This window comes from Geodermatophilus sp. SYSU D00663, from assembly GCF_054050655.1.
Genome location: NZ_JBJGZT010000001.1, coordinates 51520 through 76066 on the forward strand (window position 1 = coordinate 51520; position 24547 = coordinate 76066).

Sequence of the window (24547 nt, forward strand, 5' to 3'; positions counted from 1 at the left end):
CCGGCTCCCCCGGGTGACCGCGGTCCCGGAGTGGCCGATCGCACTGGGAGGATGGGCGCATGACCCACGTGCTCGATCCCGGGACGCTGGCGGCCGGGACCCGGCCCGGCCCGGGGCCCGGGGCGCCGTTCGACGACGTGACCCGCTCGGACGCCGCCCTCCGCGCCTTCCTGCACGGCCTGCCCGGCGTCGACCAGGTGGGGGCCGAGCAGCGCGCCGCCACCCTCGGCACCCGCTCGATCAAGACCACGGCCAAGGCCTGGGCGATCGACACCGCGATCTCGATGGTCGACCTGACCACCCTCGAGGGCGCCGACACCCCCGGCAAGGTCCGCTCGCTGGCCGCCAAGGCCCGCCGCCCCGACCCCGAGGACCCGACCGCCCCGTCGGTCGCCGCCGTCTGCGTCTACGGCGACCTGGCGGGCGTCGCGCGGGAGGCCCTGGCGGGCACCGGCATCCACGTCGCCGCCGTCGCCACCGCCTTCCCCAGCGGCCGCGCCAGCCGGGAGGTCAAGCTCGCCGACGTCCGCGACGCCGTGGGCAACGGCGCTGACGAGATCGACATGGTCATCGACCGGGGCGCGTTCCTGTCCGGCCGCTACCTGGAGGTGTTCGACGAGGTCGTCGCGGTCAAGGAGGCGTGCGGGGACGCGCACCTCAAGGTCATCCTCGAGACCGGCGAGCTGGTCACCTACGACAACGCCCGCCGCGCCTCGTGGCTGGCGATGCTCGCCGGGGCCGACTTCATCAAGACCTCCACCGGCAAGATCTCCCCCGCGGCCACCCTGCCGGTGTGCCTGGTGATGCTCGAGGCGGTCCGCGACTTCCGCGCCGCCACCGGCCGGCAGGTCGGCGTCAAGCCCGCCGGCGGCATCCGCACCACCAAGGACGCGATCAAGCACCTGGTGCTCGTCAACGAGACCGTCGGCGCCGACTGGCTGTCCCCCGACTGGTTCCGCCTCGGCGCCTCCAGCCTCCTCAACGACCTGCTCCTGCAGCGGCAGAAGCTGCGCACCGGCCACTACTCCGGCCCCGACCACGTGAGCGTCGACTGATGACCACCAGCCCCCTGTTCGAGTACGCCCCCGCCCCCGAGTCCCGGTCGATCGTCGACGTCGCGCCGTCCTACGGCCTGTTCGTCGACGGCGAGTTCGTCGACGGCTCCGGCGAGACCATGAAGACGGTCAACCCGGCCACCGAGGAGGTGCTCAGCGAGGTCGCGGTGGCCACCGAGGCCGACGTCGACCGTGCCGTGAGGGCCGCCCGCCGCGCGTACACCCGCGTGTGGGGCCCGATGCGCCCGGCCGACCGCGGCAAGTACCTGTTCCGGATCGCGCGGATCCTGCAGGAGCGGGCCCGCGAGTTCGCCGTCCTGGAGTCCCTGGACAACGGCAAGCCGATCCGGGAGTCCCGCGACGTCGACGTCCCCCTGGCCGCGGCGCACTTCTTCTACCACGCGGGCTGGGCCGACAAGCTCGCCTACGCGGGCCTCGGGACCGACCCGCGGCCGCACGGCGTGGCCGGCCAGGTCATCCCGTGGAACTTCCCGCTGCTGATGCTGGCGTGGAAGGTCGCCCCGGCGCTGGCCACCGGCAACACCGTCGTCCTCAAGCCGGCCGAGACCACCCCGCTGACCGCGCTGCTGTTCGCCGAGGTGTGCCGGCAGGCCGACCTGCCGCCGGGCGTGGTCAACGTCGTCACCGGCGCCGGCGACACCGGCCGGGCCGTCGTCGAGCACGAGGACGTCGACAAGGTCGCGTTCACCGGCTCGACCGAGGTCGGCCGCTCGATCGCCCGCGCCGTCGCCGGCACCCGCAAGGCGCTGACCCTGGAGCTCGGCGGCAAGGCGGCCAACATCGTCTTCGACGACGCCCCGATCGACCAGGCCGTCGAGGGCATCGTGCGCGGCATCTTCTTCAACCAGGGCCACGTCTGCTGCGCGGGCTCCCGGCTGCTGGTGCAGGAGTCGGTCCACGACGAGGTCATCGCCTCGCTGCAGCGGCGGATCGGCACGCTGCGGGTGGGCGACCCGCTGGACAAGAACACCGACATCGGCGCGATCAACTCGGCCGAGCAGCTCGCCCGCATCCGGGAGCTGTCGGAGATCGGCGAGGCGGAGGGCGCGCAGCGCTGGCAGCCGGCCTGCGACCTGCCCGACCGCGGCTTCTGGTTCCCGCCGACGGTGTTCACCGACGTCTCCCCCGCCCACCGGATCGCCCGCGACGAGGTGTTCGGCCCGGTGCTGTCGGTGCTGACCTTCCGCACGCCCGACGAGGCGGTGGCCAAGGCCAACAACAGCACCTACGGGCTGTCGGCCGGCATCTGGACCGAGAAGGGCTCGCGGATCCTCGCGATCGCCGACCGGCTGCGCGCCGGCGTGGTCTGGGCCAACACGTTCAACCAGTTCGACCCGACGTCGCCCTTCGGCGGCTACAAGCAGTCCGGCTACGGCCGCGAGGGCGGCCGGCACGGGCTGGCCGCGTACCTGAAGGAGAGCTCCCGGTGAGCGACCGTCTCGCGGTCCGCAAGACCTACAAGCTGTACGTGAACGGGGCCTTCCCGCGCTCGGAGTCCGGCCGCACCTACGAGGTCACCGACGCCAGGGGCGCGTTCCTCGCCAACGCGGCGCTGGCCTCCCGCAAGGACGCCCGCGACGCCGTGGTCGCCGCGCGGGCCGCGTTCGGGAAGTGGTCGCGCGCGACCGCCTACAACCGCGGCCAGGTCCTGTACCGGGTCGCGGAGGTGATGGAGGGCCGGCACGCGCAGTTCTGCGAGGAGGTCGCCGCCGGCGAGGGGCTGTCGGCCGGCCGCGCCCGCGCCGTCGTGGACGCCGCCGTCGACCGCTGGGTCTGGTACGCCGGGTGGACCGACAAGCTGGCCGCCGTCCTGGGCAGCGCCAACCCGGTCGCGGGGCCGTTCTTCGACTTCTCCCTGCCGGAGCCGACCGGCGTCGTCGCGGTCCTCGCCCCGCAGCGCTCGTCGCTGCTCGGCCTGGTCAGCGTGCTGGCGCCGGTGCTCGCGGGCGGCAACACCGCCGTCGTCGTCAGCTCGCACGAGCGCCCGCTGCCGGCGGTCACCCTCGGCGAGGTGCTGGCCACCAGCGACGTCCCCGGCGGCGTGGTCAACCTGCTCACCGGCGACGCCGGCGAGATCGGCCCCTGGCTGGCCGAGCACGACGACGTCGACGCCGTCGACCTGACCGGCGCGCCCGCCGGCCGGGCCATGGAGCTCGAGCGGCTGGCGGCCGGCAGCATCAAGCGGGTGCTGCGCCCGCCGGCGGAGGAGCCGGACTGGACCGCAGACCCCGGCACCGGCCGGATGACGCGGTTCCTGGAGACCAAGACGGTGTGGCACCCGAAGGGGGTCTGAAACCCCCGGGTGCGCTCCCGGGCGCACCGGGCAGGATGGGCTCCGTGGCCAGGCCCAGCATCGTCCCCATCGCCCTCACCGTCGACGACCGCACGGGCTACACCCTGTGGGCGCCGCCGTGGGAGGAGGACGGCGAGGAGTGGCAGGCCTTCCTCGGCACCTCCGAGGGGGAGACCGCCACGGTCCACCTCTTCCCCACCCCGGCCGCACTCGCCGCGTTCTGCCGCACCGCCACCGACCACGACCTCGCCGACCACCCGGTCTGGCCGGTCGTGGTCGGGCTGGGCGCGGCGGACCTGACGCCCGACGACGACCACCGCTACGACCTCGACGGCGTCTACGACATCGCCGCCGAGAACCCGGACCGGTGGGCGGTCGAGGAGCTCGCGGCCACCATCGACATCGTCAGCCGGCTGGCCGAGTGCCTGGACACCGCCGGGGACGACGACGAGGACGGCGCGGCCTCCTCGCGGGCCGGCGCGGACGACGACGAGGACACCGACGAGGACACCGACGAGGACACCGACGAGGAGACCGAGTTCCCCTCCCTCGCCGAGCTGGTGGCCCGGCCGGAGATCGGGTCGCTCGGCCTCGGGGTCGACGCGTTCGTCGGCCGCTCGGGCGAGGACGCCTGGATCGGCGTCGGCGGCGCGCTCGACGAGCTGTGGGAGGACGTCCTCGAGGAGCTCTCGGCGCACCTCGACTGGACCGGCGCCGGCACCACCACCCTGGAGGCCTACCCCTCGGCCGCCGACGAGGACCTGACCGACGACGAGGACCTGACCGACGAGGAGCTGACCGACGAGGACCTGACCGACGAGGACCCGTCCGAGGCCGCGCGCGCCGGCCGCGGCGCGGGGGCCACCGTCGCGCGGGGCCCGGACGGCTCGGGCGACCGCCCGGCCGCGGGCGCGGTGGCCGCCGCACCGGCGGAGGCGGCCACCGCCGGGGTGAGCACCATCCGCGGCGGCAGCCGGATCACCGCCACCCCCGCCGCGGTCGCCGCGGCGGCGGAGTTCTGGGAGGCCGTCGGCATCCTCCCGGTCGAGCTCGTCGTCCCCGAGGGCGCCGGCGTGACGCTGCGCTGCTACGTGGAGGACGTCGCCCGGTTCCTCGGCCGCGACGGCGAGGTCTACCTGTTCGACACCCCGGCCGACCTCGCCCGGTTCTGCGCCGGCGACGAGCAGCACGACCTCACCGAGATCGCGTCCTGGCCCGAGGTGGCCGACACCGACGTCATGCCGCTGCCGGCCGAGCAGGACCGCTATGACCTCACCGAGCTGTCCGAGGTGCTCGCCGAGGTGGCCGGGGGCGCGGCGGGCCTGGTCGACCACCGGGTGTTCGCCCAGCCGGTCGAGGGCGTGCGCGACGTCGCCGAGTACGCGGGCCTCACCCGGGTCGACGAGCTGCTCGCCCCCACCGCGCCGCTGGGCCGGGCGGTGGCGCGCGGCGAGCGGGAGCCCGGCGCCACCCTGCGCGCCGAGGACGCCGCTCTGCTGCGGGAGGCCTGGGACGAGGTCGTCGCCCAGGTCGGCGGGGCGCTGGTCTTCCGCCACTGACGGACGTGCCCCGGGCTCCGCACCCGGGCACGGCCGGGCGCCGGGACCTCCCTGCCGTGAGCTCGTGCTCTGCCCACGGGTGGGGGCAGAGCACGAGCGACCACGGAACAGCACAGCGGCCGGCCCCGGGAGTCCCGGGACCGGCCGTGGTGAGGTGCTGGAACGCCCCGCGTCAGGGACCCGCCGCGGGCGTGCCAGCGGTGGGGGGACGCGGGGTCCTCCGTCAGTCGCGCGCGGGCGCGGGGCGGTCGGACCGCCCGCCGCGGTGGCCCTCGCCGGGGCCGCGGTAGCGGTCGCGGTCGCCGGAGGGCCGGCGCGGCCGGTCGTCACGGCGGCCGCGGTCGCCCTCGCCGTAGGAGCGGCGGGGCCGGTCGCCGTCGCGGCGCGGACGCCGGCCGCCGGGGCCGCCGTGCGGGCGGCGCGACTCGCGGGCCGGCCGCTCGACCGGCTCCACCGGCACGCCGCTGGCGACGAGCTCGGCGATCGGGGCGTCGCCCGGCCGGATGCGGTCGACCTGCGGGTCCACCTTCGCCTGCCGGAACCGCCGCTTGGCCTGACCGACCTGGTCGGGCAGCAGCAGCGAGACCACGACGCCGCCGGCGCCGGCGCGGGCGGTGCGGCCCGAGCGGTGCAGGTAGGTCTTGTGGTCGGCCGGCGGGTCGTAGTGCAGGACCAGCGAGACGTCGTCGATGTGGATGCCGCGGGCGGCGACGTCGGTGGCCACCAGCACGGGGCTGCGGGCGTCGGTGAACGCCTCGAGCGCCCGCCGGCGGGCCGACTGCGGCAGCCCGCCGTGGATCGCCTCGGCCTTGATGCCGACGGCCTGCAGGTTCTCGGTGAGCCGGTCGACGCCGAGCTGGGTGCGGGCGAACACGATCGTGCGGCCCGGCCGCGCGGCCAGCTCCTGGGTCACCGGCACCTTGTCGCGGAAGGCGACGCTGTAGGCCAGGTGCTCGGCCGGCGGGGCGTCGTCGCCGGCGCGCTTGACCTCGTGCCGCGCGGGGTCGGTCAGGTAGCGGCGGACCAGCGTGTCCACCTCGCCGTCCAGCGTGGCCGAGAACAGCAGCCGCTGGGCGTCGGGACGGGTCTGGTCGAGCAGCTCCTGCACGACGGGCAGGAAGCCGAGGTCGGACATGAAGTCGGCCTCGTCGACGACGCTGACCTCGACGTCGGCGAGGGTGACCTCGCGCTGGCCGATCAGGTCCTGCAGCCGGCCGGGGGTGGCGACGACGACGTCGACGCCGCGGCGCAGCTGGGAGATCTGGCGCCCCATCGAGGCGCCGCCGTAGACGGTGGCGAACTGGGCACCGACGGCCTGGCCGAGCGGGGCCAGGTTGTCGGAGACCTGCTGGGCGAGCTCGCGCGTGGGCACGAGCACCAGCGCGCGCGGGGCGCGGGGGCCGCGGCGGGCGGTGAGGCCCATGCGGGCGAGCATCGGCAGGCCGAAGGCCAGGGTCTTGCCGGACCCGGTCGCCGCCTTGCCCAGCACGTCGCGCCCGGTGAGGGCGTCGGGCAGGACGGAGGCCTGGATGGCGAAGGGCGCGCGGATGCCGCGCCGCTCGAGGGCGGTCACCAGCTGCTGGGGCAGGCCCAGCTGGGCGAACGTGGGGCCCGCCGGGGCGGGGGTGTCGAGGGTGCTCTGGACGTCGACGGTGTCGGACGTGGTCATGCGGGGGTGGGGACTCCGATACAGCTCGGGCGCGTCCCGTGGTGGTGCGCGGGCGCCGTCAGTCGGCGTCCTCACTGGCGATCGCGGGCGTCGTGGGACGCGGCGGATCTGCACGGATGCGCTCATGCCCGGACGGACCGTCCGGGAGGATGTCCGGCGAGTGCCGGCACACCCACGGTAACAGCGGCGGCCGGTCCGCCCTTCCGCAGCGGGCGGTGGCCGTGATCACCCGCGGAGGGCGGCGTACCCCGGGCGGACGACGTCGTCGAGCAGCCGGGCCCGCTCGGCGTCGTCGGTGAACGCCGCGGCCAGCGCCCGCTCGGTGACCGTCTGGAGGTCGTCCCAGCCCCAGCCGTGGGCGGCGGCGACGTCGGTCAGCTCGCTGGTCACCGAGACGCCGCTCATGAGCCGGTTGTCGGTGTTCACCGTGACGGCGAAGCCCAGCCGGTGCAGCCGGCCCACCGGGTGCCGCGCGATCGAGGGGTAGGCGCCGGTCTGCACGTTCGACGACGGCGCGACCTCCAGCGGCACCTGCTCGTCGAGGACCCGCCGCGCCAGCGGGCCGAGCGGGCCCTCCATCGGCACCTCGTCGGCGATCCGCACGCCGTGGCCGAGCCGCTCGGCGCGGGCGCCGTCCAGCGCGGCCCGGATGCTGTCGACGCCGGCCGCCTCGCCGGCGTGGACGGTGCGGTGCGCGCCGGCGCGGTCGAGCAGCGCGATCGCCCCGGGGATCCGGTCCGGCGGGAAGCCGATCTCCGGCCCGGCCAGGTCGAAGCCGACGACGCCGGCGTCCCGGTACCGGACGACGAGGCCGGCGACCTCCTCCCAGCGGTCCTCCTGCCGCATCGCGCACAGCAGCGTGCCGACCGTGATCGGCGTCCCCGCCGCGGCCGCCTCGGTGCTGCCCGCGGCGAACCCGTCGAGGATCGCCTCCACGGCCTCCTCGATCGGGGTGCCGCCCGCCGTCACCAGCTCCGGCGCCATGCGGACCTCGGCGTACACGACGCCGTCGGCGGCGAGGTCGAGGGCGCACTCGCGGGCCACCCGCCGCACCGCCTCGGGCCGCTGCATCACCCCGACGGTGTGCGCGAACGTCTCCAGGTACCGCACCAGCGAGCCGGAGTCGGCGGCCTCGCGGAACCAGGTCCCCAGCGCCTCCGCGTCGTGGGCGGGGAGGGCGCGGTAGCCCGCCTCGTCGGCGAGCTCGAGCACCGTCTGCGGACGCAGCCCGCCGTCGAGGTGGTCGTGCAGGAGGACCTTGGGCGCGCGGCGGACCGAGTCGGCGTCGAGTGGTGCGGGCACCACCCGACGCTATCTCGTGCCGCGCTCCTGCCAGCGGAAGGTCAGGACGCAGAGCACCAGACCGGCGGCGCACCACACGGCCAGCACCAGCGCCACCCGCCCGAGCTCCCAGGACCCGGCCGGCTCCTGCGCGGCGAGCGCGTCGGGGAGGAAGACCGAGCGCAGGCCCTGCGCCATCCACTTGAGCGGGAACAGCGACGCGACCGTCTGCATCCAGCCCGGCACCTGGCTGAACTGGAAGAAGACGCCGGAGATGAACTGCAGCACCAGGGCGATCGGCGTGACCGTGGCCGACGCCGACCGGCCGTTGCGCGCGAGGCTGGACACGGCGATGCCGAGCAGCGTGCACGCCGCGGCGCCGAGCGCGGTCACCCAGGCGAAGGTCAGCCAGTCGCGGCCCGAGGGCAGGTCGACGTCGTAGAAGACCGCCCCGACCGCCAGCAGGACCACGATGATCAGCACCGTGACGGCGAGGACCTGCACGACCTTGCCGACGAAGTAGGCGCTGCGCGGCATCGGGGTGCCGTAGAGGCCCTTGAGCGTGCCGTCGGCGCGTTCGGTGGCGATCGAGATCGCCATGTTCTGCAGGCTGGCCCCGAGGATGCCGGCGGCGATCACACCGGCCAGGAAGTACTGGACGAAGCTGACCCCGCTGCCGAGGTCGTAGTCGAGCACCGCGCCGAACACCACGAGCAGCAGCACGGGGAAGACGAGGGTGAACACCACCGACTCGCGCTGCCGGAAGAACTCCTTGAGCTCCACCCCGGCGCGGGAGCGGTAGACGGCGGGCAGCGACGGCAGCGCCGTCCGCCCCCGGGTGACGGTTCCGGCGCTCACGCGCGGGCCTCCCCGATCATCTGCAGGTACACGTCCTCGAGGGTCGGGCGGGCCACCGCCAGGTCGGGCACCTCGCCGGGGAAGCGGGCGGACAGCGCGGAGACGAACGCCGTCGGGGTCGCGGTGGCCTCGCTGTGCCGGACGCCGTCCTCGGTCCAGCTGACCACCGCCGGCGCACGCCCGCGGCCGCCCAGCTCCGAGGGGACGGCGACCTCGGCCAGCCGCCCGTGCGCGATGACGCCGACCCGGTCGGCCAGCGCCTCGGCCTCGTCCAGGTAGTGGGTGGTGAGCAGCATCGTGGTGCCGAGGTCGCGCAGCGAGCGGATCAGCGACCAGAACTGCCGCCGCGCCTCGGGGTCGAAGCCGGTGGTCGGCTCGTCGAGGAACAGCAGCGAGGGGCGGCCGACGATGCCGAGCGCGACGTCGAGCCGGCGGCGCTGGCCGCCCGACAGCGAGCGGCCGCGGGCGCGGGCCTTCCCGGTCAGCCCGACCAGCTCGAGCACCTCGTCGGGGTCGCGCGGGTCGGGGTAGTAGGACGCCTGCGCGCGCAGCAGCTCGCGGCAGGTCAGCTGGCTGTCCCCGGCGCCGGACTGCAGCACGATGCCCAGCTGCGCCTTCCACCGGCGCCCGCCCGAGGCCGGGTCGGTGCCGAGCACCCGCACCTCGCCGCCGTCGCGGTCGCGGAAGCCCTCGCAGATCTCGACCGTCGTCGTCTTGCCGGCGCCGTTGGGGCCGAGCAGCGCGAAGATCTCGCCGCGCCGGATGTCGAGGTCCAGGCCGTCGACGGCGGTCGCGGTGCCGTAGCGCTTCACCAGCCCGCGGACGGAGATCGCCGCGTCCGGATCGAGGGGCTCCCCGGCGCGCGGGGCGGCGGTGGAGGTCGGTACCGCGGACGTGCTGGTCACGAGGACCCAGTGTCCTCTCCGATCGCGGCCCCGCGCCGACCGCCCTGGTCCGGCCCTCCTGCGGGGGCCCGCCGCCGGCCCCCTCCCGAGGCTCACCCCGAGCCTGCGAGGGGTGAGGAGGTCGGGGTCCTTCCGGGGTGGGGGCAGGAGGGCCCCTCAGGCGGAGATGCGGTCGATCAGCAGGGGCAGCGGCTCGTCGCCGGTGTCGACGCCGAGCGCACCCTCCAGCGCCTCCAGCGCCCGCGGGATGCGCGCGGCGTCGTCGGTGTGCAGCTCGAGCAGCGGCTGGCCCTCGGTCACCCGCTCCCCCACCGTCGCCGTCCAGGTGACGCCGGCGGCTGCGGAGACCGGGTCCTCCTTGCGTGCGCGGCCGGCGCCCAGCCGCCAGGCGGCGACGCCCAGGGCGTAGGCGTCCAGGCGGGTGAGCGTGCCGGTGGCCGGGGCGGTCACCACGTGCTTCTCCGCCGGCTGCGGCAGCGGCGCGTCGGGGTCGCCGCCCTGCGCGGCGACCATCCGCCGCCACACGTCCATCGCCCGGCCGTCGCGCAGCGCGTCGGCGGGGTCGACGTCGGGGCGCCCGGCGCCGGTGAGCATCTCCCGCGCCAGGGCCAGGGTCAGCTCGACGACGTCGGCGGGGCCGCCGCCGGCGAGGACCTCCACCGACTCGGCGACCTCGACGGCGTTGCCGGCGGCGCGGCCCAGCGGCCGGTCCATCGCGGTCACCAGCGCCACGGTGCTCACCCCGGCCGCCTCGCCGAGGCCGACCATGGTGCGGGCCAGCTCGCGGGAGGACTCGGGGTCCTTCATGAACGCCCCCGAGCCGGTCTTGACGTCGAGCACCAGCGCGTCCGCGCCCTCGGCGATCTTCTTGCTCATGATCGAGCTGGCGATCAGCGGGATCGACTCGACCGTCGCGGTCACGTCGCGCAGCGCGTAGAGCTTCTTGTCCGCCGGCGCGAGGTCGTGCCCGGCGGCGCAGATCACCGCGCCCACCTCGGCGAGCTGCCGCAGGTAGGCCTCCTCGTGCACGTCGGCCCGCCAGCCGGGGATCGACTCGAGCTTGTCCAGCGTGCCGCCGGTGTGGCCCAGGCCCCGGCCCGACAGCTGCGGCACCGCGACGCCGCAGGCGGCGACCAGCGGCGCGAGCGGCAGGGTGGTCTTGTCGCCGACGCCGCCGGTGGAGTGCTTGTCGGCGGTCGGCCGGCCCAGCGGGGACAGGTCCTTGCGCTCGCCGGAGTCGATCATCGCCTGCGTCCACACCGAGAGCTCGCCGGCGGACATGCCCCGGAAGAACACCGCCATGAGCAGCGCGCTCATCTGCTCGTCGGGGATCGTGCCGTCGGTGTAGGCGCCGATCACCCAGCGGATCTGCTCGTCGGTGAGCCGGTCGCCGTCGCGCTTGGCGCGCAGCACGTCGATGGCGTCGAACGCGGCCATCAGCCCTGCCCCCGCTCCGCCGCGGCGACCAGGTCGTCGGGGCCGAAGGCGTCGGGCAGCACCTCGCGCATCGGCACGATGCCCAGCGACACCGTCTCGATGAGCATGTCGGCGCCGCCGTGCTCCCACAGCAGCTGCCGGCACCGGCCGCACGGCATGAGCGGCTGCCCGTCCCCGCCGACGCAGGCCACCGCGACCAGCCGGCCGCCGCCGGTGCGGGCGAGGTCGCTGACCATCCCGCACTCGGCGCACAGGCCCAGGCCGTAGCTGGCGTTCTCGACGTTGCAGCCGGTGACCACCCGGCCGTCGTCGACCAGCCCGGCCACGCCCACGGGGAACCGCGAGTACGGCGCGTAGGCGTGCGTCATGGCCTCCCGGGCCGCGCCGCGCAGCGCGTCCCAGTCGACGTCCGCCATCTAGTGCTCTCCTCTTCGGTAGACCAGCCCGTCGGCCTTGGGCATCCGCAGCCGTTGGGACGCCAGCGACAGCACCAGCAGCGTGGTCAGGTGCGGGGTGAAGAAGACGATCCCCTCCGGCAGCCGGTCGATGGTGAGGAACCCGACCAGCGAGGCGGCGGCGAAGACCCCGGCGATCCCGGCGACCAGCCACCTCCCGCGCCGCGCCTGCACGACCGCCAGGACGGCGAGGAGGACGGCGATGAGCAGCAGCAGGGCCACCACCGCGGTCTGGCTGCGCAGTTGCAGCGCGTCGGCGAACCCGAACAGGCCCGCCCCGGCCGCCAGCCCGCCGGGACGCCAGTTGCCGAAGATCAGGGCGGCCAGGCCGATGAAGCCTCGGCCACCCGTCTGACCCTCGCGGTAGATGCCCGCGACGAACACGAGGAAGACGCCGCCGAGGCCGGCCAGCGCGCCGGAGACGACCACGGCGAGGTACTTCAGCCGGTAGACCGGCACGCCCAGGGAGTCCGCGGCGGCCGGGTTCTCGCCGCACGAGCGCAGCCGCAGGCCGAAGGCCGTCCGCCACAGCAGCAGGTAGGACACCGGGACCAGGAGCACGGCGAGCAGGGTCAGCAGTCCCACGCCGCTGGTCAGCCCGCGCAGCAGGCCGGCCAGGTCGCTGACCAGGAACCAGTGCTGCCGTTCCAGGTCGCCGAGCAGGTCCGGTCCCGAGGACAGCACCGGCAGCGAGAACGACGGCGGGTCGCTGGCCAGGGACGGCGACTGCGTCGGGCCGCCGCCGGTCTCCTCGTTGAACAGCAGCTCGGACAGGAAGCGGACGACGCCCTCGGCGAGGATGTTGATCGCGACGCCGGAGACCACGTGGTCGACGCCGAACGTCACCGTGGCGACCGCGTGCAGCAGACCGCCGGCCGCGCCGAAGACCACGCCGCCGATGACCGCGCCGGCCCAGCCCCACTGGTAGCCGGCCCAGCCCGCGCCCCAGGTGCCGAGGACCATCATCCCCTCGAGGCCGATGTTCACCACGCCCGCGCGCTCGGACCACAGCCCGCCGAGCGCCGCCAGGCCGATGGGGACGGCGAGCAGCAGCGCGGCCCGGAGCGTCGAGGACGAGGTGAGCTCCTGCTCGCCCGAGACGACGCGGACCAGCGAGAACAGCAGCCACAGCCCGACGAGCACCCACAGCACCCGCCGCGCCGGGCCGCCGCCGGTCAGCAGGTCGGTCAGCGGGCCGCGGCCGGGCTGACCGGTACGGGTCGTCGCCGTCGTGCTCATGCTCGTGCTCCCTGCTGGTCCCCGGGCGCACCGGCGCGGACCTGCTGCCCGCCGTCCGGGGCGGGAGGCGGCGGCACCGCTCCGTCCCCGCCGCCGTCCGGTCCCGGACCGGCCGAGGCGCCGGCCCGCTCGGCCGAGCGCAGCGCCAGCCGCCGGGCGATCTCGTTGGCGATCACGACGGCGAGCACGATCGTGCCCTGGATGATCGTGACGACCGAGGACGGGATGTCGGCGAACTGCAGGGGCAGTGCCGCCCGGTCGAGGAAGGCGAACAGCAGCGCGGCCAGCGCGATGCCCACCGGGGTGCTGCGGCCCAGCAGGGCGACGGCGATGCCGAGGAAGCCGAGGCCGGCGGTGAACTCGGTGCCGTAGTCGTACTGCGAGCCGAGCAGGTCGGGCAGGCCGATCAGGCCGGCGATCGCGCCGGAGATGAGCATGGTCTTCACGACCATGCGCCGGGCGTCGACGCCGCTGGCGGTGGCCGCGGAGGGCGACAGGCCGGTGGCGCGCAGGTCGAACCCGAAGCGGGTGCGCTTGATCAGCACCGCGACGACGACCCCCACCACGATCGCGACCAGCAGGAAGCCGTAGAGACCGCTGCGCGGCGCGGCCAGGCCCAGCCCGGTGAGCAGCCCGTTGAGGCTCGGGAAGCGGCCGGACTCGGGGATCTCCGCGGTCGTGATGATCGAGGCGCCCGGCGGGCTGCCCCGCAGCGGGCCGGTCAGCAGGAACGACGCCAGGCCCAGCGCGATGAAGTTGAGCATGATCGAGCTGATGACCTCGCTGACGCCGCGGGTCACCTTGAGCACGCCGACGATGCCGGCCCACAGCGCCCCGACCACCATCGCGACGACCACGACGAGCAGCACGTGCAGCGGGCCCGGCAGCACGACGGCCGCGCCGACCGCGGCGGCCAGGATGGTGGCCAGCCGGTACTGACCCTCGACGCCGATGTTGAACAGGCCCATCCGGAACGCGACCGCGACGGCCAGCCCGGCGAGGAACAGCGGCACCGCCCGGTTGAGGATCACGACGATCGACTGCACCTGCTGCGAGGGGGTGGTGCCGAGGTCGACCATCACCCCGAACGCCTCGAACGGGTTCTGGCCGATGAGGGCGATGACCACCGCGGAGATGACCAGGGCGACCAGGACCGCGAGCACCGGGCCCAGCAGGGAGAGCCCCACCCGGCGGAGGACGCCGTTCACGCCGCACCCGCCGTCGTCCGCGCGCCGGTCATGTGCCCGCCGAGCTCCTCGGGGGTCACCCGCCGCGGGTCGAGGGTGGCCACCAGCCGGCCGCGGAGCATCACGTGCAGCGTGTCCGACAGGCCGATGAGCTCGTCGAGGTCGGCGGAGACGAGCACGATCCCGAGTCCCTCTGCGCGGGCGTCCTTGAGCAGCTCCCAGATCACCGACTGGGCGCCGACGTCGACGCCGCGGGTCGGGTGGGCGGCGATCAGCAGCCGCGGCGCGGCGCTCATCTCGCGCCCGACGATCAGCTTCTGCTGGTTGCCGCCGGAGAGGGCGACGGCCAGCGTGTCCGGACCGGGCGCGCGCACGTCGTACTCCCGCATGATCCGCGCGGTGTCGGCGCGGGCGCCGCGCCGGTCGATGAAGGGCCCCTTCACGGCCGGCGGGCGGGTCTGGTGGCCGAGGATGCGGTTCTCCCAGAGCGGCGCGTCCAGCAGCATGCCCTGGCGGTGCCGGTCCTCGGGGATGAAGCCGACGCCGGCCTCCCGGCGGGCGCGGGTGCTCCAGCCGGTGACGTCCTCCGTCCCGAGGACGACCGACCCGGCAGCCAGCGGGCGCAGCCCCATGATCGCGTCGACGAGCTCGGCCTGGCCGTTGCCCTCGACCCCGGCGATGCCGACGACCTCGCCCTCCCGCACGGTGAGCGTGACGTCGTCCACCACGGGGCGGTGCCCCACGTCGGTGACGGTGACGCCGGTCAGCTGCAGCACGGGGGTCTCGCGGACGGTGGACTCGCGGGTCTCCGGGGTGGGCAGCTCGGCGCCGACCATCAGCTCGGCCAGCTGCCTGGCCGTCGTCGTCCTCGGGTCGGCCGTGCCGACCGTGGTGCCGCGCCGGATGACCGTGATCGAGTCGGCGACGCGGCGCACCTCGTCGAGCTTGTGCGAGATGAAGATGACCGTCAGGCCCTCGCGCTTGAGCTCGGCGAGGTTGGCGAACAGCTCGTCGACCTCCTGCGGCACGAGCACGGCGGTCGGCTCGTCGAGGATCAGGGTCCGCGCGTTGCGGTAGAGGACCTTGGCGATCTCGACCCGCTGCCGGTCGCCGACGCCGAGGTCCTCGACCAGCGCGTCGGGCCGCAGTCCGAGGGAGTAGCGGTCGGAGATGTCGGTGATCCGGCGGCGCGCCTCGGCGAGGTCCAGCCGGCCGCGCCGGGTGGGCTCGCTGCCGAGGACGACGTTCTCCAGGACGGTGAAGTTGTCGGCCAGCATGAAGTGCTGGTGGACCATGCCGATGCCCGCCGCGATGGCGTCGGCCGGGCTGCGGAAGGTCACCTCGCGGCCGTCGACGAGGACCTGCCCCTCGTCGGGGCGGTGCTCGCCGTAGAGGGTCTTCATCAGCGTCGACTTGCCGGCGCCGTTCTCGCCCACGATGGCGTGCACCTCGCCGCGACGGACCCGCAGCTCGATGTCCCGGTTCGCCACCACGCCGGGGAAGCGCTTGGTGATCCCGCGCAGCTCGACGGCGAGGGGGACGTCACCCGCCGCCGGACTGTCTGCTGGCGAGTCCGCTGGTGCCATGCCGGCATCTCCTCGCTGTGGCCCGCCGGTGGGCGGGAGGTCACTTCGGACGGCTCCGGCGCGCGGGATCAGCCGCTGCGCCGGGCTTCGGGGCCCTGGGGCCGTGCGTATGGTGCCCTACCCACCGGGCTCCGTCCGAGCCCGGGGCGGCCCCGGCGCACCGCGGGCCCGGGCGTTCCCGCCCGGGCCCGCGTCGCAGGGTGGATCAGTCGTGCGGGCAGACCCGCACGAGGGTCACTCGATCGTCGTCGGGACCGTGATGGTGCCGTCGATGATCTGCTGCGCGTACCCGTCGATGTCCTGCTGGATGTCGTCGATGTAGCCGCCCGACGTGGACAGGCCCACGCCCTCGCCCTCCAGGTCGTAGCGGACGTCGGCAGCGCCCTCCACGGTGCCCTCGGAGAACTCGTTGATGAACGCCTCCACCGCGTTGTCGACCCGCTTGAGCATCGAGGTCATGATCACGGCCTGCAGCGCCGGGTCGTCGACCGTCTGGTACTGGTCGGAGTCGACGCCGATGGCGCGCTTGCCGGCGCTCGCGGCGGCCTGGAAGACGCCGACACCCGAGCCACCGGCCGCGTGGTAGACGATGTCGGCCCCGGCGTCGTACATGCCCTGGGCGACGATCTGGCCGCGGGCCGGGTCGTTGAAGCCGCTGAAGTCACCGGCCGGCGAGATGTACTGCCGGTCGATGACGATCTGCGGGTTGACCGCCTGGGCACCGGCCACGTAGCCGGCCTCGAACTTCTCGATCAGCGGGCTCTCCACGCCGCCGACGAAGCCGATGTGGGCGCTCTCGCTCTTCAGCGCGGCGGCGACGCCGGCCAGGAACGACCCCTGCTCCTCGGCGAAGACCAGCCCGGTGACGTTGTCGCCCTTGGCGCCGTCCTCGTTGGACCCGTCGACCTGCGCGAACGTGGTGTCGGGGAACTGCGGCGCGACCTCGGCGATGACGTCGTCGTAGTTGAAGCCGACGGCGATGACCGGGTTGAAGCCCTGCTCGGCCAGCTGGGTGAGCAGCTCGGCGCGGTTGGAGGCGTCGTCGTTGGGGCTGAGCTCCTGCAGCTCGCCGCCGAGGGCCTCGACGGCCGCCGACGCACCGGCGTAGGCGGAGTCGTTGAACGACCGGTCACCGCGGCCGCCGGTGTCGTAGGCGAGGCCGACGCGCAGCTCCTCGGTGGCGGTGCCGCCACCCTCGCCGCCGCCACCGGCGGCGGGCTCGTCGCTGGCACAGGCCGCCAGGGCCATGCTGCCGGCCAGCAGCAGCGCTGCGGCCTTCATCTTCCGCGCTCGGCGCAAGACGATCTCCTCTCTGGAGGGAGCTGCCCGCGCAGGACGCGGAGGGCGCTCCCGTGGGTCCTGGTCGCGGCCGCCCGCGGGCGGCCGCCCGGACGTGGACGACCCCGGCACGCTAACCGCGGTCTCCGGGCAGGCCGCCATGCCTGCGGCGGACCGAGACGGGATCGTTGTGAAGCGGCCCGGATCCGTGGCCCCCGCCACTGCGCCCGGTCCCCGCAGGTGCCCCCGCCGGGGCTAGCGTCCCCTCGTGCGGCGACGACGGGGTGCGCTCGCGGCCGTCCTGGCCGTGCTGGCCGTCCTCCTCGGGGGCGGCCCGGCGGTGGCCGCCCCGGACCCCGCGCGGCCCACCGCCGACCCCGCCGCCCCGACCCCGACCGCGCCGCTGCCCGGCGGCCCGCCGCAGGGCGAGGGCCCCGGTGGGGTCACCGTGGGCGGGGAGGGCCTGGACACCCGCGGCACGGTCGTCGTCGACGGCGCGCCACCGCTGCCGGCCGACGTCGTCGCGGCCGGGTGGCTCGTGGCCGACGCCGGCACCGGCGACGTCCTGGCCGCCCGCGACCCGCACGGCCGCTACTACCCGGCGAGCACGCTCAAGACGCTGACGCTGCTCACCCTGGCCCACCGGCTGGACCCGGCGGCGGTGGTCGCCGGCACCGTCGAGGACGAGGCGATGGAGGGCAGCAAGGTCGGGATCGTCGTCGGCGGCCACTACCCGGTCGGGCTGCTGTTCCAGGCGCTGGTGATGCAGTCGGGCAACGACGCGGCCAACGCGCTGGCCCGGGCGTTCGGCGGGACGGCGGCCACCGTGGACGCGATGAACGCCACCGCCCTGGAGATGGGCGCCTTCGACACGGTCGCGGGCTCGCCGTCGGGCCTCGACGTCGCCGGCCAGTCCTCCTCGCCCTACGACCTCGCGCTGTTCTTCCGGGCGCTGGTCGCCGACCCGTTCACCGCCGGGATCCTGCTGACGCCGACGGCGCAGATGCCCGGCGTCGAGGGCCGCTCGCCCGGCTTCCAGATCCAGAACGAGAACCCGCTGGCCGGCTACCCGGGGACCCTGGGCGGCAAGACCGGCTTCACCGACGCCGCCCGGCACACCTTCGTCACCGCCGCCGAGCGCGACGGGCGGCGGCTGGTGGTCAGCGTCATGGGCACCGAGAACGTGCCGCGCCGGGCCTCCGACCAGGCCGCGCTGCTGCTCGACTGGGGCTTCACGGTGCCGCCGTCGCTGGGCGGCGTCGGCACCCTGGTCGACTCCGCCGCCGACGTCGTCCCTCCCGAGCCGACGACGACCGCCGCCCCCTCCCCCGCCGGGCCGGCGGAGGTCGCCGCCGGCCCGGCGGACCCGGCTCCCCCGGCCGACGACGGCCCGCCGGCCCTGGGCGCGGTGGCGCTCGGCGCGGCGGCGGTCGCGGTGGTGGCCGCGACGCTCATCGGCCGGCGGCGGGCGGTGCGCCGGGCTCCGCGGGGACCGGCGGGTCCACAGGCCCGGCGGGGCGCTCGGGACCGGCGGGGACCTCCGGGGCGGTCGGGACCGTCCGCTCCAGGGCCGGGAGGGTCGCCGTCCACGCCGCGGTGAAGAACGCGAAGCGGGCCACGAGGTTGATCCAGACGAGGATGCCGACCGCGCCGCCGAACGCCGACGAGGTGACGCTGCCGGAGATCAGGGACAGGTAGAGGCTGCCGGCCAGCTTCATCAGCTCGAAGCCGGCCGCGCCGAAGAGCGCACCGGGCAGCAGCAGCCGCAGCGGGTGCGACGTCGAGGGCACCACCCGCAGCAGCCACAGGAACACCAGGACGTCGCCGGTGAAGGCGAGCACGATGCCGAGCACGCTGCTGACGGCGCCCCAGCCGGGCGCGTCCTCGACGCCGAAGACCGTCAGGACGCCGTCGGCGGCCTGGGTGGCGAACCCGGTCAGGCCGATGCTGGCCAGCCCGGCCGCGCCGAGGGCGACCAGCGCGACGAGGTCGGCGAGGTTGTCCCGCCAGAACTCCGGCTCGTCGACCGTCCCCTTCCAGATGCGCTCCATGCCGATCCGCAGCTTGTCCATCGCACGCAGCCCGGCGTAGAGGAAGCCCGCGACGCCGATCAGGCCGGTGAGGCCGGCCGCGCTGACGGCCGAGCGCAGCTCCCGGACGATCTGCTCCCCGGTCTCGTCGGGGAACGCGTCGCGGATGGCGCCGTAGAGCTCCTTCTGCAGCAGCGCGTCCCCGGAGAGCACCAGCGCGATGACCGACGCGACCAGCAGCAGCACCGGGAACAGCCCGAGGAACACGAAGTAGGTGACGCCGGCGGCCATGAGGTCGCCCTGGGTCCGGGTGTAGCGCCCGCCGGCGCGGGCCAGGTGGTCGAACCAGGGCCGGCGGCGGCGCTGGGCGTCGACGACGGCGGTGATCCGGGAGCCGAGGCCGGCGATGCGGGACCAGGGCGCGCGGACGACGTCGGCGGCGCGCGGCCGTCCGTCCCGGGGTCCACCCACCGGTCCGAGTCTGGTCCCTGGCAGGGGGTGCCGCGCGGGGGCCTAGTGCGGCGGGCCGGTGAGCGGGTACTCGCGGGCGACCGCCCAGGTGCCCTCCGGGGTCTGCTCGAACTCGGTGAACGAGGTGACGCGGAACTCCGCGGAGAGGTCGCCGAGGCCGGTGTAGGCCAGCTCGAGCATGTCGCCCGGCACGTCGTGGGCCACGGTCACGTGCGGGTGGTACGGGTAGGTCAGCGAGCGGGCCAGCGGGCCGGACCGGACGTCGGTGGCCAGCAGCTCGCAGTTGCCGATGCCGCGCGCGACGGCGACGAACACGACGTCCGAGACCGGCGTGAACGTGCCGGTGCCCGACAGGTGCATGTCGAAGGGCGGGTGCGCCGCGGCGACGCGCCCCAGGTGCTCGGTGATGGCCGCCCGCTCGACGCAGGGCACCTCGGTGGGCGGCAGCAGCGTGACGTGCGGCGGCACGAAGCCCGCCTGCGGGTCGCCCACCTTGGCGCGCCAGTCGGTCAGCAGCTGCGCCCACGGCTCGGGGATCGGCACCAGGACCCCGACGACGGCGGTCTCCGGCGGCGCCACACGGCTGCGCGGGACGAAGGTGTCGTCGTTCACGACTCCGCCACCGGTGCCAGGAAGCCGACCCGCTCGTAGACCGCGCGGACGGTCCCCGCGGCCACCTCGCGCGCCCGGGCGGCACCGGCGGCCAGCAGCCGCTCGAGCTCGGCGCGGTCGTCGAGCAGCTCGTTGGTGCGCTCGCGGACCGGCGTCACGAACTCGGCGACGACCTCGGCGAGCTCCTTCTTCAGGTCGCCGTAGCCGCGCCCGGCGAAGCGCTCCTCGAGCTCCGCGACCGGCGTGCCCGACAGCGCGCTGTGGATGGCCAGCAGGTTGGTGACCCCGGGCTTGTTGACCGGGTCGGCCACGATCTCCCGGCCGGTGTCGGTGACCGCCGAGCGGATCTTCTTCGCCGTCACCTTCGGGTCGTCGAGCAGGAACACGCAGCCGGCCGGCGGCAGGCTCTTGCTCATCTTCTTGTCCGGCGACTGCAGGTCCATGATCCGCGCGCCGCCGGCCGGGACGAGGGTCTCCGGCAGGGTGAAGGTCTCGCCGAAGCGGCTGTTGAAGCGGGTGGCGAGGTCCCGGGTCAGCTCCAGGTGCTGGCGCTGGTCCTCACCCACCGGCACCTGGTCGGCCTGGTAGACGAGGATGTCGGCGGCCTGGAGGACCGGGTAGGTGAACAGCCCGACCGAGGCCGAGGCGGTGCCCTCGCGCTGGCTCTTGTCCTTGAACTGCGTCATCCGGCCGGCCTCGCCGAAGCCGGTGAGGCACTCGAGCACCCACGACAGCTGCAGGTGCTGGGGCACGTGGCTCTGCACGAACAGCGTGCTGCGCTGCGGGTCGACGCCGAGGGCCAGCAGCTGGGCGGCCGAGACCAGGGTGTTCCGGCGCAGCTCCTCGGGGTCCTGCGGCAGCGTGATCGCGTGCAGGTCGACGACGCAGTAGAAGGCCTCGGTCGTCTCCTGCAGCGCGACCCACTGGCGGAGCGCACCGAGGTGGTTGCCGAGGTGGAAGGAGCCCGCCGTCGGCTGGATGCCGGACAGGACACGGGGAAGAGGCACGACGGCCATCAAACCAGCCGGGCGCTAGGCGACCGGCGCGCCGGGGCGCACCGTGTCGGGGGTCGTGACGGCGAGCACGTCGTCGAGCGCGGCGAGGAACAGGGCGTCCTCCTCGGGCGTGCCGACGGTCACCCGGATCCCCTCGCCGGCGAACGGCCGGGTGATGACGCCGCGGGCCTCCAGCGCCGCGGCGGTCGCGGCGGACGGCTCTCCCAGCGGCAGCCACACGAAGTTGGCCTGGCTGTCGGGCACCGCCAGGCCGCGCCCGCGCAGGGCCGCGGTGAGCCGGTCGCGCTCGGCGACGACGGCGGCCACGCGGCGGCGGACCTCGTCCTGGCTGCCGAGCGCGGCGACGGCGGCGGCCTGGGCGAGCACCGAGACGCTGAACGGCACGTGCGTGCGGCGGACGGCGTCGGCGACGGCGGGGTCCTCCGCGACCAGGTAGCCGACCCGCAGGCCGGCCAGGCCCCAGGCCTTGGAGAACGTGCGCAGCACCGCGACGTTCGGGCGCCCGCGCATCAGCTCCAGGCCGTCGGGCACGTCGGGGTCGGTGACGAACTCGCGGTAGGCCTCGTCGAGCACGACCAGCACCGTGCCGGGCACCCGGTCGAGGAACCGCTCGAGCTCCGCCCGCCGGACCGCGGTGCCGGTCGGGTTGTTGGGGTTGCACACGAACAGCAGTCGGGTGTCGTCGTCCACCGCGGCGGCCAGCGCGTCGAGGTCGTGGGTGTCGGGGGCACCGCCGGGGACCGAGGGCACCAGCGGCACCTGGACGCCGCGCGCGCCGGCGACCTGTGCCAGCAGCGGGTACATCTCGAACGAGCGCCAGGCGAAGGCGATCGCCGTCCCGGGGTCGTTGAAGGCCTGGGCGAGCTGCTGGCAGAGCATGACCGCACCGCAGCCGGGGACCACCTGCGCCGGGTCGACGCCGTAGTGCTCCGCCAGCGCGGCGGTGAGGACGGCGGCCCCGTTGTCGGGGTACCGGTGGGTCTCCCCCGCCGTCTCCGCCAGTGCCCGCACGACCGCCGGCAGCGGCGGGAAGGGCACCTCGTTGCTGGCCAGCTTCACGGCGCGGTCGACGCCGAGCTCGCGCGCCAGGTCGGCCGGGTTGCGGCCGGGCTTGTAGGCCGGCAGCGCCTGCACCGCCGGACGTGCGCTCACCACGGACAGGTCCTCCCGGGCGACGGCTCCTAGGGTGGCCCCATGCGCGTTCTCGTCGCCGGTGGGGCCGGCTACATCGGCAGCGTAGTCACCGCCGCCCTCCTCGAGGGCGGCCACGAGGTCACCGTGCTCGACGACCTGTCGACCGGGCACGCCGACGCGGTGCCCGAGGGCGCCCGGTTCGTGCGGGCAACGCTGCAGGACTCGGCGCCGGTGCTGGCCGAGGTGCGGCCGGAGGCGGTGCTGCACTTCGCGGCGAAGAGCCTGGTCGGCGAGTCGCAGGTCAGGCCGGAGATCTACTGGGAGCACAACGTCGGCGGGTCGCTGGCGCTGCTCGAGGCGATGCGGGCGGTCGACTGCCGGCGGATCGTCTTCTCCTCCACCGCCGCCACCTACGGCGAGCCCGAGCAGGTGCCGATCCGCGAGGACGCGCAGACGCGGCCGACCAACACCTACGGCGCCACGAAGCTCGCCGTCGACGCGATGCTGACCTCGTACGCGACCGCCCACGACTTCGCCGCGGTGAGCCTGCGGTACTTCAACGTGGCCGGCGCCGCGTACGGCCTGGGCGAGCGGCACACCACCGAGACCCACCTCATCCCGATCGCGCTGCAGGTGGCGGCCGGGAAGCGCGAGGCGATGACGATCTACGGCGAGGACTACCCGACGCCGGACGGCACCTGCATCCGCGACTACATCCACGTCTCCGACCTCGCCGACGCGCACCTGCTCGCGCTGACCGCCCCGGAGCCGGGCGAGCACCGGATCTACAACCTGGGCAACGGCACCGGGTTCTCCGTGCAGCAGGTGGTGGACGCCGTCCGCGAGGTCACCGGGCACCCGGTGCCGGTGGAGGTGGGTGACCGGCGGGCCGGTGACCCGGCGCAGCTGGTGGCCTCCAGCGACCGCATCCGGGCGGACCTGGGCTGGACGCCGCGGCACCCCGACCTGGCCGGCATCGTGCGCGACGCGTGGGAGGTCGCGCAGAAGCGGGGCTGACCGGCCTCAGCCGGCCGGGGTGTCCTCCCCGGCCGGCTCGACGTCGGGCGCCCGGGTGACCGACAGGCGGGCGATCCGCCGTCCGTCGAGCTCGAGGACGGTGAGCGTGCGGCCCTCGACCTCGACGGCGTCGCCGACGTCCGGCAGCCGGCCGAGCTCGGCGAGGACGTAGCCGGCGACCGTCTCGTACGGGCCCTCGGGCAGCCGCAGGCCGGTGACCTGCGCGAAGTCGTCCAGGTTGAGCAGCCCGTCGACGTCGTGCGGACCGCCGGGCTCCTCGCCGTCCTCGGGGGCGACCTCCTCGTCGTACTCGTCGTAGATCTCCCCGATGACCTCCTCGATGAGGTCCTCGAGCGTGACGATCCCGTCGGTGCCGCCGTACTCGTCGACGACGATCGCCAGGTGCTGGTTCTCCCGGCGCATCTCCGACAGCGCCGTCAGCACGCCCGCGGTGCCGGGCAGCCGCTTCACCTCGCGGGCGAGGTCGCCCACGGTCGCCGCGCGCCCGGCCGGGTGCGTGGGGAACAGCAGGTCGCGCACGTGCACGAACCCGACGACGTCGTCCTGGTCGCGGCCGGCGACCGGGTAGCGCGACCAGCCGGACTCCGCGACCTGCCGCGCGGCGCGGCTGACCGTCGTCGAGGCGTCGAGGAACTCGACCTCGGTGCGCGGGGTCATGACCTCGCGCACCTCGCGGTCGCCGGCGCGGAAGACCTCGTCGATGAGCCTCCGCTCGTCGCTGGACAGCGACTCGTGCGCGGCGACGAGGTCGCGCAGCTCCTCCTGGCTGATCGCCTCACCGCTGGCCTTCGGGTCCCCGCCGAGCAACCGGACCAGCACGTTCGTCGACGCCGACAGCAGCCAGATGACCGGGCGGGACAGCCGGGCGATGGTGTTCAGCGGCCGGGCGACGAGCAGCGAGAAGCCCTCGGCGCGCTGCAGCGCGAGCCGCTTGGGGGTCAGCTCCCCCACGACCAGGGACACGTAGCTGATCGCGACGGTGACCAGCACCAGGGCCAGCGGGTCGGCGACGCCCTCGCGGAGGCCGCGGCGCACCAGCCAGTCGCTGAACGGCTCGGCCAGGGTGCTGGCACCGAAGGCGGCGGACAGGAAGCCGGCGAGGGTGACGCCGACCTGGACCGCGGCGAGGAAGCGGTTGGGGTCGCCGAGCAGCCGGGCCAGCGCGCGGCCGCGGCGGCCCCGCTCCGACAGCACCCGGACCTGGGCCTCGCGCAGGGACACGAGCGCGATCTCCGCACCGGCGAACACGCCACCGATCAGCACGAAGACGACGACCATGACGATGTCGAGCCAGACGTCGCTCACCGGCGGCGCGCTCCTCGTGTCTCGGGGTGGTGGTCCGTCCATGCTGCCCGGACGGGGACCCGAAAACCCACCGCGCGCCCGGGAGACGTCCCCCACGACCCCCGGCGCGACCTCCGTG

Annotated in this window: 20 protein-coding genes and 1 pseudogene; 6 read left to right on the forward strand and 15 right to left on the reverse strand. The window is 75.0% G+C overall.

The window, feature by feature from the left end:
• Positions 1–59: 59 nt before the first annotated feature.
• From deoC to ACI79Z_RS00230, 4 genes are read left to right on the forward strand one after another with little or no spacing between them, the layout of a single operon-like run.
• Entirely contained in the window at positions 60–1055 is a 996-nt protein-coding gene (gene deoC, locus ACI79Z_RS00215; RefSeq protein ID WP_387987553.1) for a deoxyribose-phosphate aldolase, read from the forward strand.
• Positions 1055–2506 (forward strand): aldehyde dehydrogenase family protein, encoded by a 1452-nt coding sequence (locus tag ACI79Z_RS00220; protein ID WP_456901355.1) that lies wholly within the window; start codon positions 1055–1057, stop codon positions 2504–2506. The genes deoC and ACI79Z_RS00220 overlap by 1 nt, the downstream gene beginning before the upstream one ends.
• Positions 2503–3369 (forward strand): aldehyde dehydrogenase family protein, encoded by an 867-nt coding sequence (locus tag ACI79Z_RS00225; protein ID WP_387987557.1) that lies wholly within the window; start codon positions 2503–2505, stop codon positions 3367–3369. Before ACI79Z_RS00220 ends, ACI79Z_RS00225 begins: the two co-directional genes overlap by 4 nt.
• Positions 3370–3404: 35 nt before the next feature.
• A complete protein-coding gene (locus tag ACI79Z_RS00230; RefSeq protein WP_387987558.1) occupies positions 3405–4928 on the forward strand; it encodes a hypothetical protein in 1524 nt (507 codons plus the stop codon).
• Between the two features lie 223 nt (positions 4929–5151).
• Here ACI79Z_RS00230 and ACI79Z_RS00235 read toward each other — a convergent pair whose 3' ends face one another.
• From ACI79Z_RS00235 to ACI79Z_RS00280, 10 genes are all read right to left on the reverse strand, one after another.
• Complete coding sequence (locus tag ACI79Z_RS00235) at positions 5152–6597, reverse strand: DEAD/DEAH box helicase (RefSeq protein ID WP_456901356.1); 1446 nt, start codon at positions 6595–6597, stop codon at positions 5152–5154.
• Between the two features lie 225 nt (positions 6598–6822).
• The gene (locus ACI79Z_RS00240) at positions 6823–7899 is read right to left on the reverse strand and encodes an adenosine deaminase (protein WP_387987562.1); all 1077 of its coding nucleotides are present in this window, start codon (positions 7897–7899) and stop codon (positions 6823–6825) included.
• 9 nt (positions 7900–7908) lie between these two features.
• Complete coding sequence (locus tag ACI79Z_RS00245; RefSeq protein WP_387987564.1) at positions 7909–8736, reverse strand: ABC transporter permease; 828 nt, start codon at positions 8734–8736, stop codon at positions 7909–7911.
• Positions 8733–9641, reverse strand: coding sequence for an ABC transporter ATP-binding protein (locus ACI79Z_RS00250; protein ID WP_387987566.1), 909 nt, complete (start codon positions 9639–9641; stop codon positions 8733–8735). The genes ACI79Z_RS00245 and ACI79Z_RS00250 overlap by 4 nt, the downstream gene beginning before the upstream one ends.
• A 156-nt stretch (positions 9642–9797) precedes the next feature.
• Positions 9798–11078 carry a thymidine phosphorylase gene (locus ACI79Z_RS00255; RefSeq protein ID WP_456901357.1) on the reverse strand — a complete coding sequence of 427 codons (1281 nt, stop codon included), beginning with the start codon at positions 11076–11078 and terminating at the stop codon, positions 9798–9800.
• The gene (locus tag ACI79Z_RS00260) at positions 11078–11494 is read right to left on the reverse strand and encodes a cytidine deaminase (RefSeq protein ID WP_387987570.1); all 417 of its coding nucleotides are present in this window, start codon (positions 11492–11494) and stop codon (positions 11078–11080) included. Before ACI79Z_RS00260 ends, ACI79Z_RS00255 begins: the two co-directional genes overlap by 1 nt.
• The gene (locus tag ACI79Z_RS00265) at positions 11495–12772 is read right to left on the reverse strand and encodes an ABC transporter permease (RefSeq protein ID WP_456901358.1); all 1278 of its coding nucleotides are present in this window, start codon (positions 12770–12772) and stop codon (positions 11495–11497) included.
• The gene (locus tag ACI79Z_RS00270) at positions 12769–13980 is read right to left on the reverse strand and encodes an ABC transporter permease (protein ID WP_387987574.1); all 1212 of its coding nucleotides are present in this window, start codon (positions 13978–13980) and stop codon (positions 12769–12771) included. The genes ACI79Z_RS00265 and ACI79Z_RS00270 overlap by 4 nt, the downstream gene beginning before the upstream one ends.
• The gene (locus ACI79Z_RS00275) at positions 13977–15545 is read right to left on the reverse strand and encodes an ABC transporter ATP-binding protein (protein WP_387987576.1); all 1569 of its coding nucleotides are present in this window, start codon (positions 15543–15545) and stop codon (positions 13977–13979) included. The genes ACI79Z_RS00270 and ACI79Z_RS00275 overlap by 4 nt, the downstream gene beginning before the upstream one ends.
• A 234-nt stretch (positions 15546–15779) precedes the next feature.
• A complete protein-coding gene (locus ACI79Z_RS00280) occupies positions 15780–16844 on the reverse strand; it encodes a BMP family lipoprotein (RefSeq protein ID WP_387987578.1) in 1065 nt (354 codons plus the stop codon).
• 247 nt (positions 16845–17091) lie between these two features.
• On the opposite strand from ACI79Z_RS00280, the gene ACI79Z_RS00285 reads away from it, so the two are divergent.
• A complete protein-coding gene (locus tag ACI79Z_RS00285) occupies positions 17092–18423 on the forward strand; it encodes a D-alanyl-D-alanine carboxypeptidase family protein (RefSeq protein ID WP_456901359.1) in 1332 nt (443 codons plus the stop codon).
• Positions 18424–18454: 31 nt separating this feature from the next.
• Here the strand turns inward: ACI79Z_RS00285 and ACI79Z_RS00290 are convergent.
• The 4 genes and pseudogenes from ACI79Z_RS00290 to hisC form a co-directional block, all read right to left on the reverse strand.
• Positions 18455–19144 (reverse strand): annotated as a pseudogene (locus ACI79Z_RS00290) (YihY/virulence factor BrkB family protein); the annotation flags it as partial.
• Positions 19145–19366: 222 nt separating this feature from the next.
• Entirely contained in the window at positions 19367–19936 is a 570-nt protein-coding gene (locus tag ACI79Z_RS00295; RefSeq protein ID WP_387987582.1) for a 2'-5' RNA ligase family protein, read from the reverse strand.
• The gene (gene trpS / locus ACI79Z_RS00300; protein ID WP_456901360.1) at positions 19933–20952 is read right to left on the reverse strand and encodes a tryptophan--tRNA ligase; all 1020 of its coding nucleotides are present in this window, start codon (positions 20950–20952) and stop codon (positions 19933–19935) included. Before trpS ends, ACI79Z_RS00295 begins: the two co-directional genes overlap by 4 nt.
• A 15-nt stretch (positions 20953–20967) precedes the next feature.
• Positions 20968–22104, reverse strand: coding sequence for a histidinol-phosphate transaminase (hisC, locus tag ACI79Z_RS00305; protein WP_387987586.1), 1137 nt, complete (start codon positions 22102–22104; stop codon positions 20968–20970).
• Between the two features lie 42 nt (positions 22105–22146).
• Between hisC and galE the strand changes: the two genes are divergently transcribed.
• On the forward strand, positions 22147–23103 hold the full coding sequence (gene galE, locus ACI79Z_RS00310; RefSeq protein WP_456901361.1) for a UDP-glucose 4-epimerase GalE: 957 nt from the start codon (positions 22147–22149) through the stop codon (positions 23101–23103).
• 6 nt (positions 23104–23109) lie between these two features.
• Here galE and ACI79Z_RS00315 read toward each other — a convergent pair whose 3' ends face one another.
• Positions 23110–24429 (reverse strand): hemolysin family protein, encoded by a 1320-nt coding sequence (locus tag ACI79Z_RS00315; protein WP_387987590.1) that lies wholly within the window; start codon positions 24427–24429, stop codon positions 23110–23112.
• Positions 24430–24547: the final 118 nt, after the last annotated feature.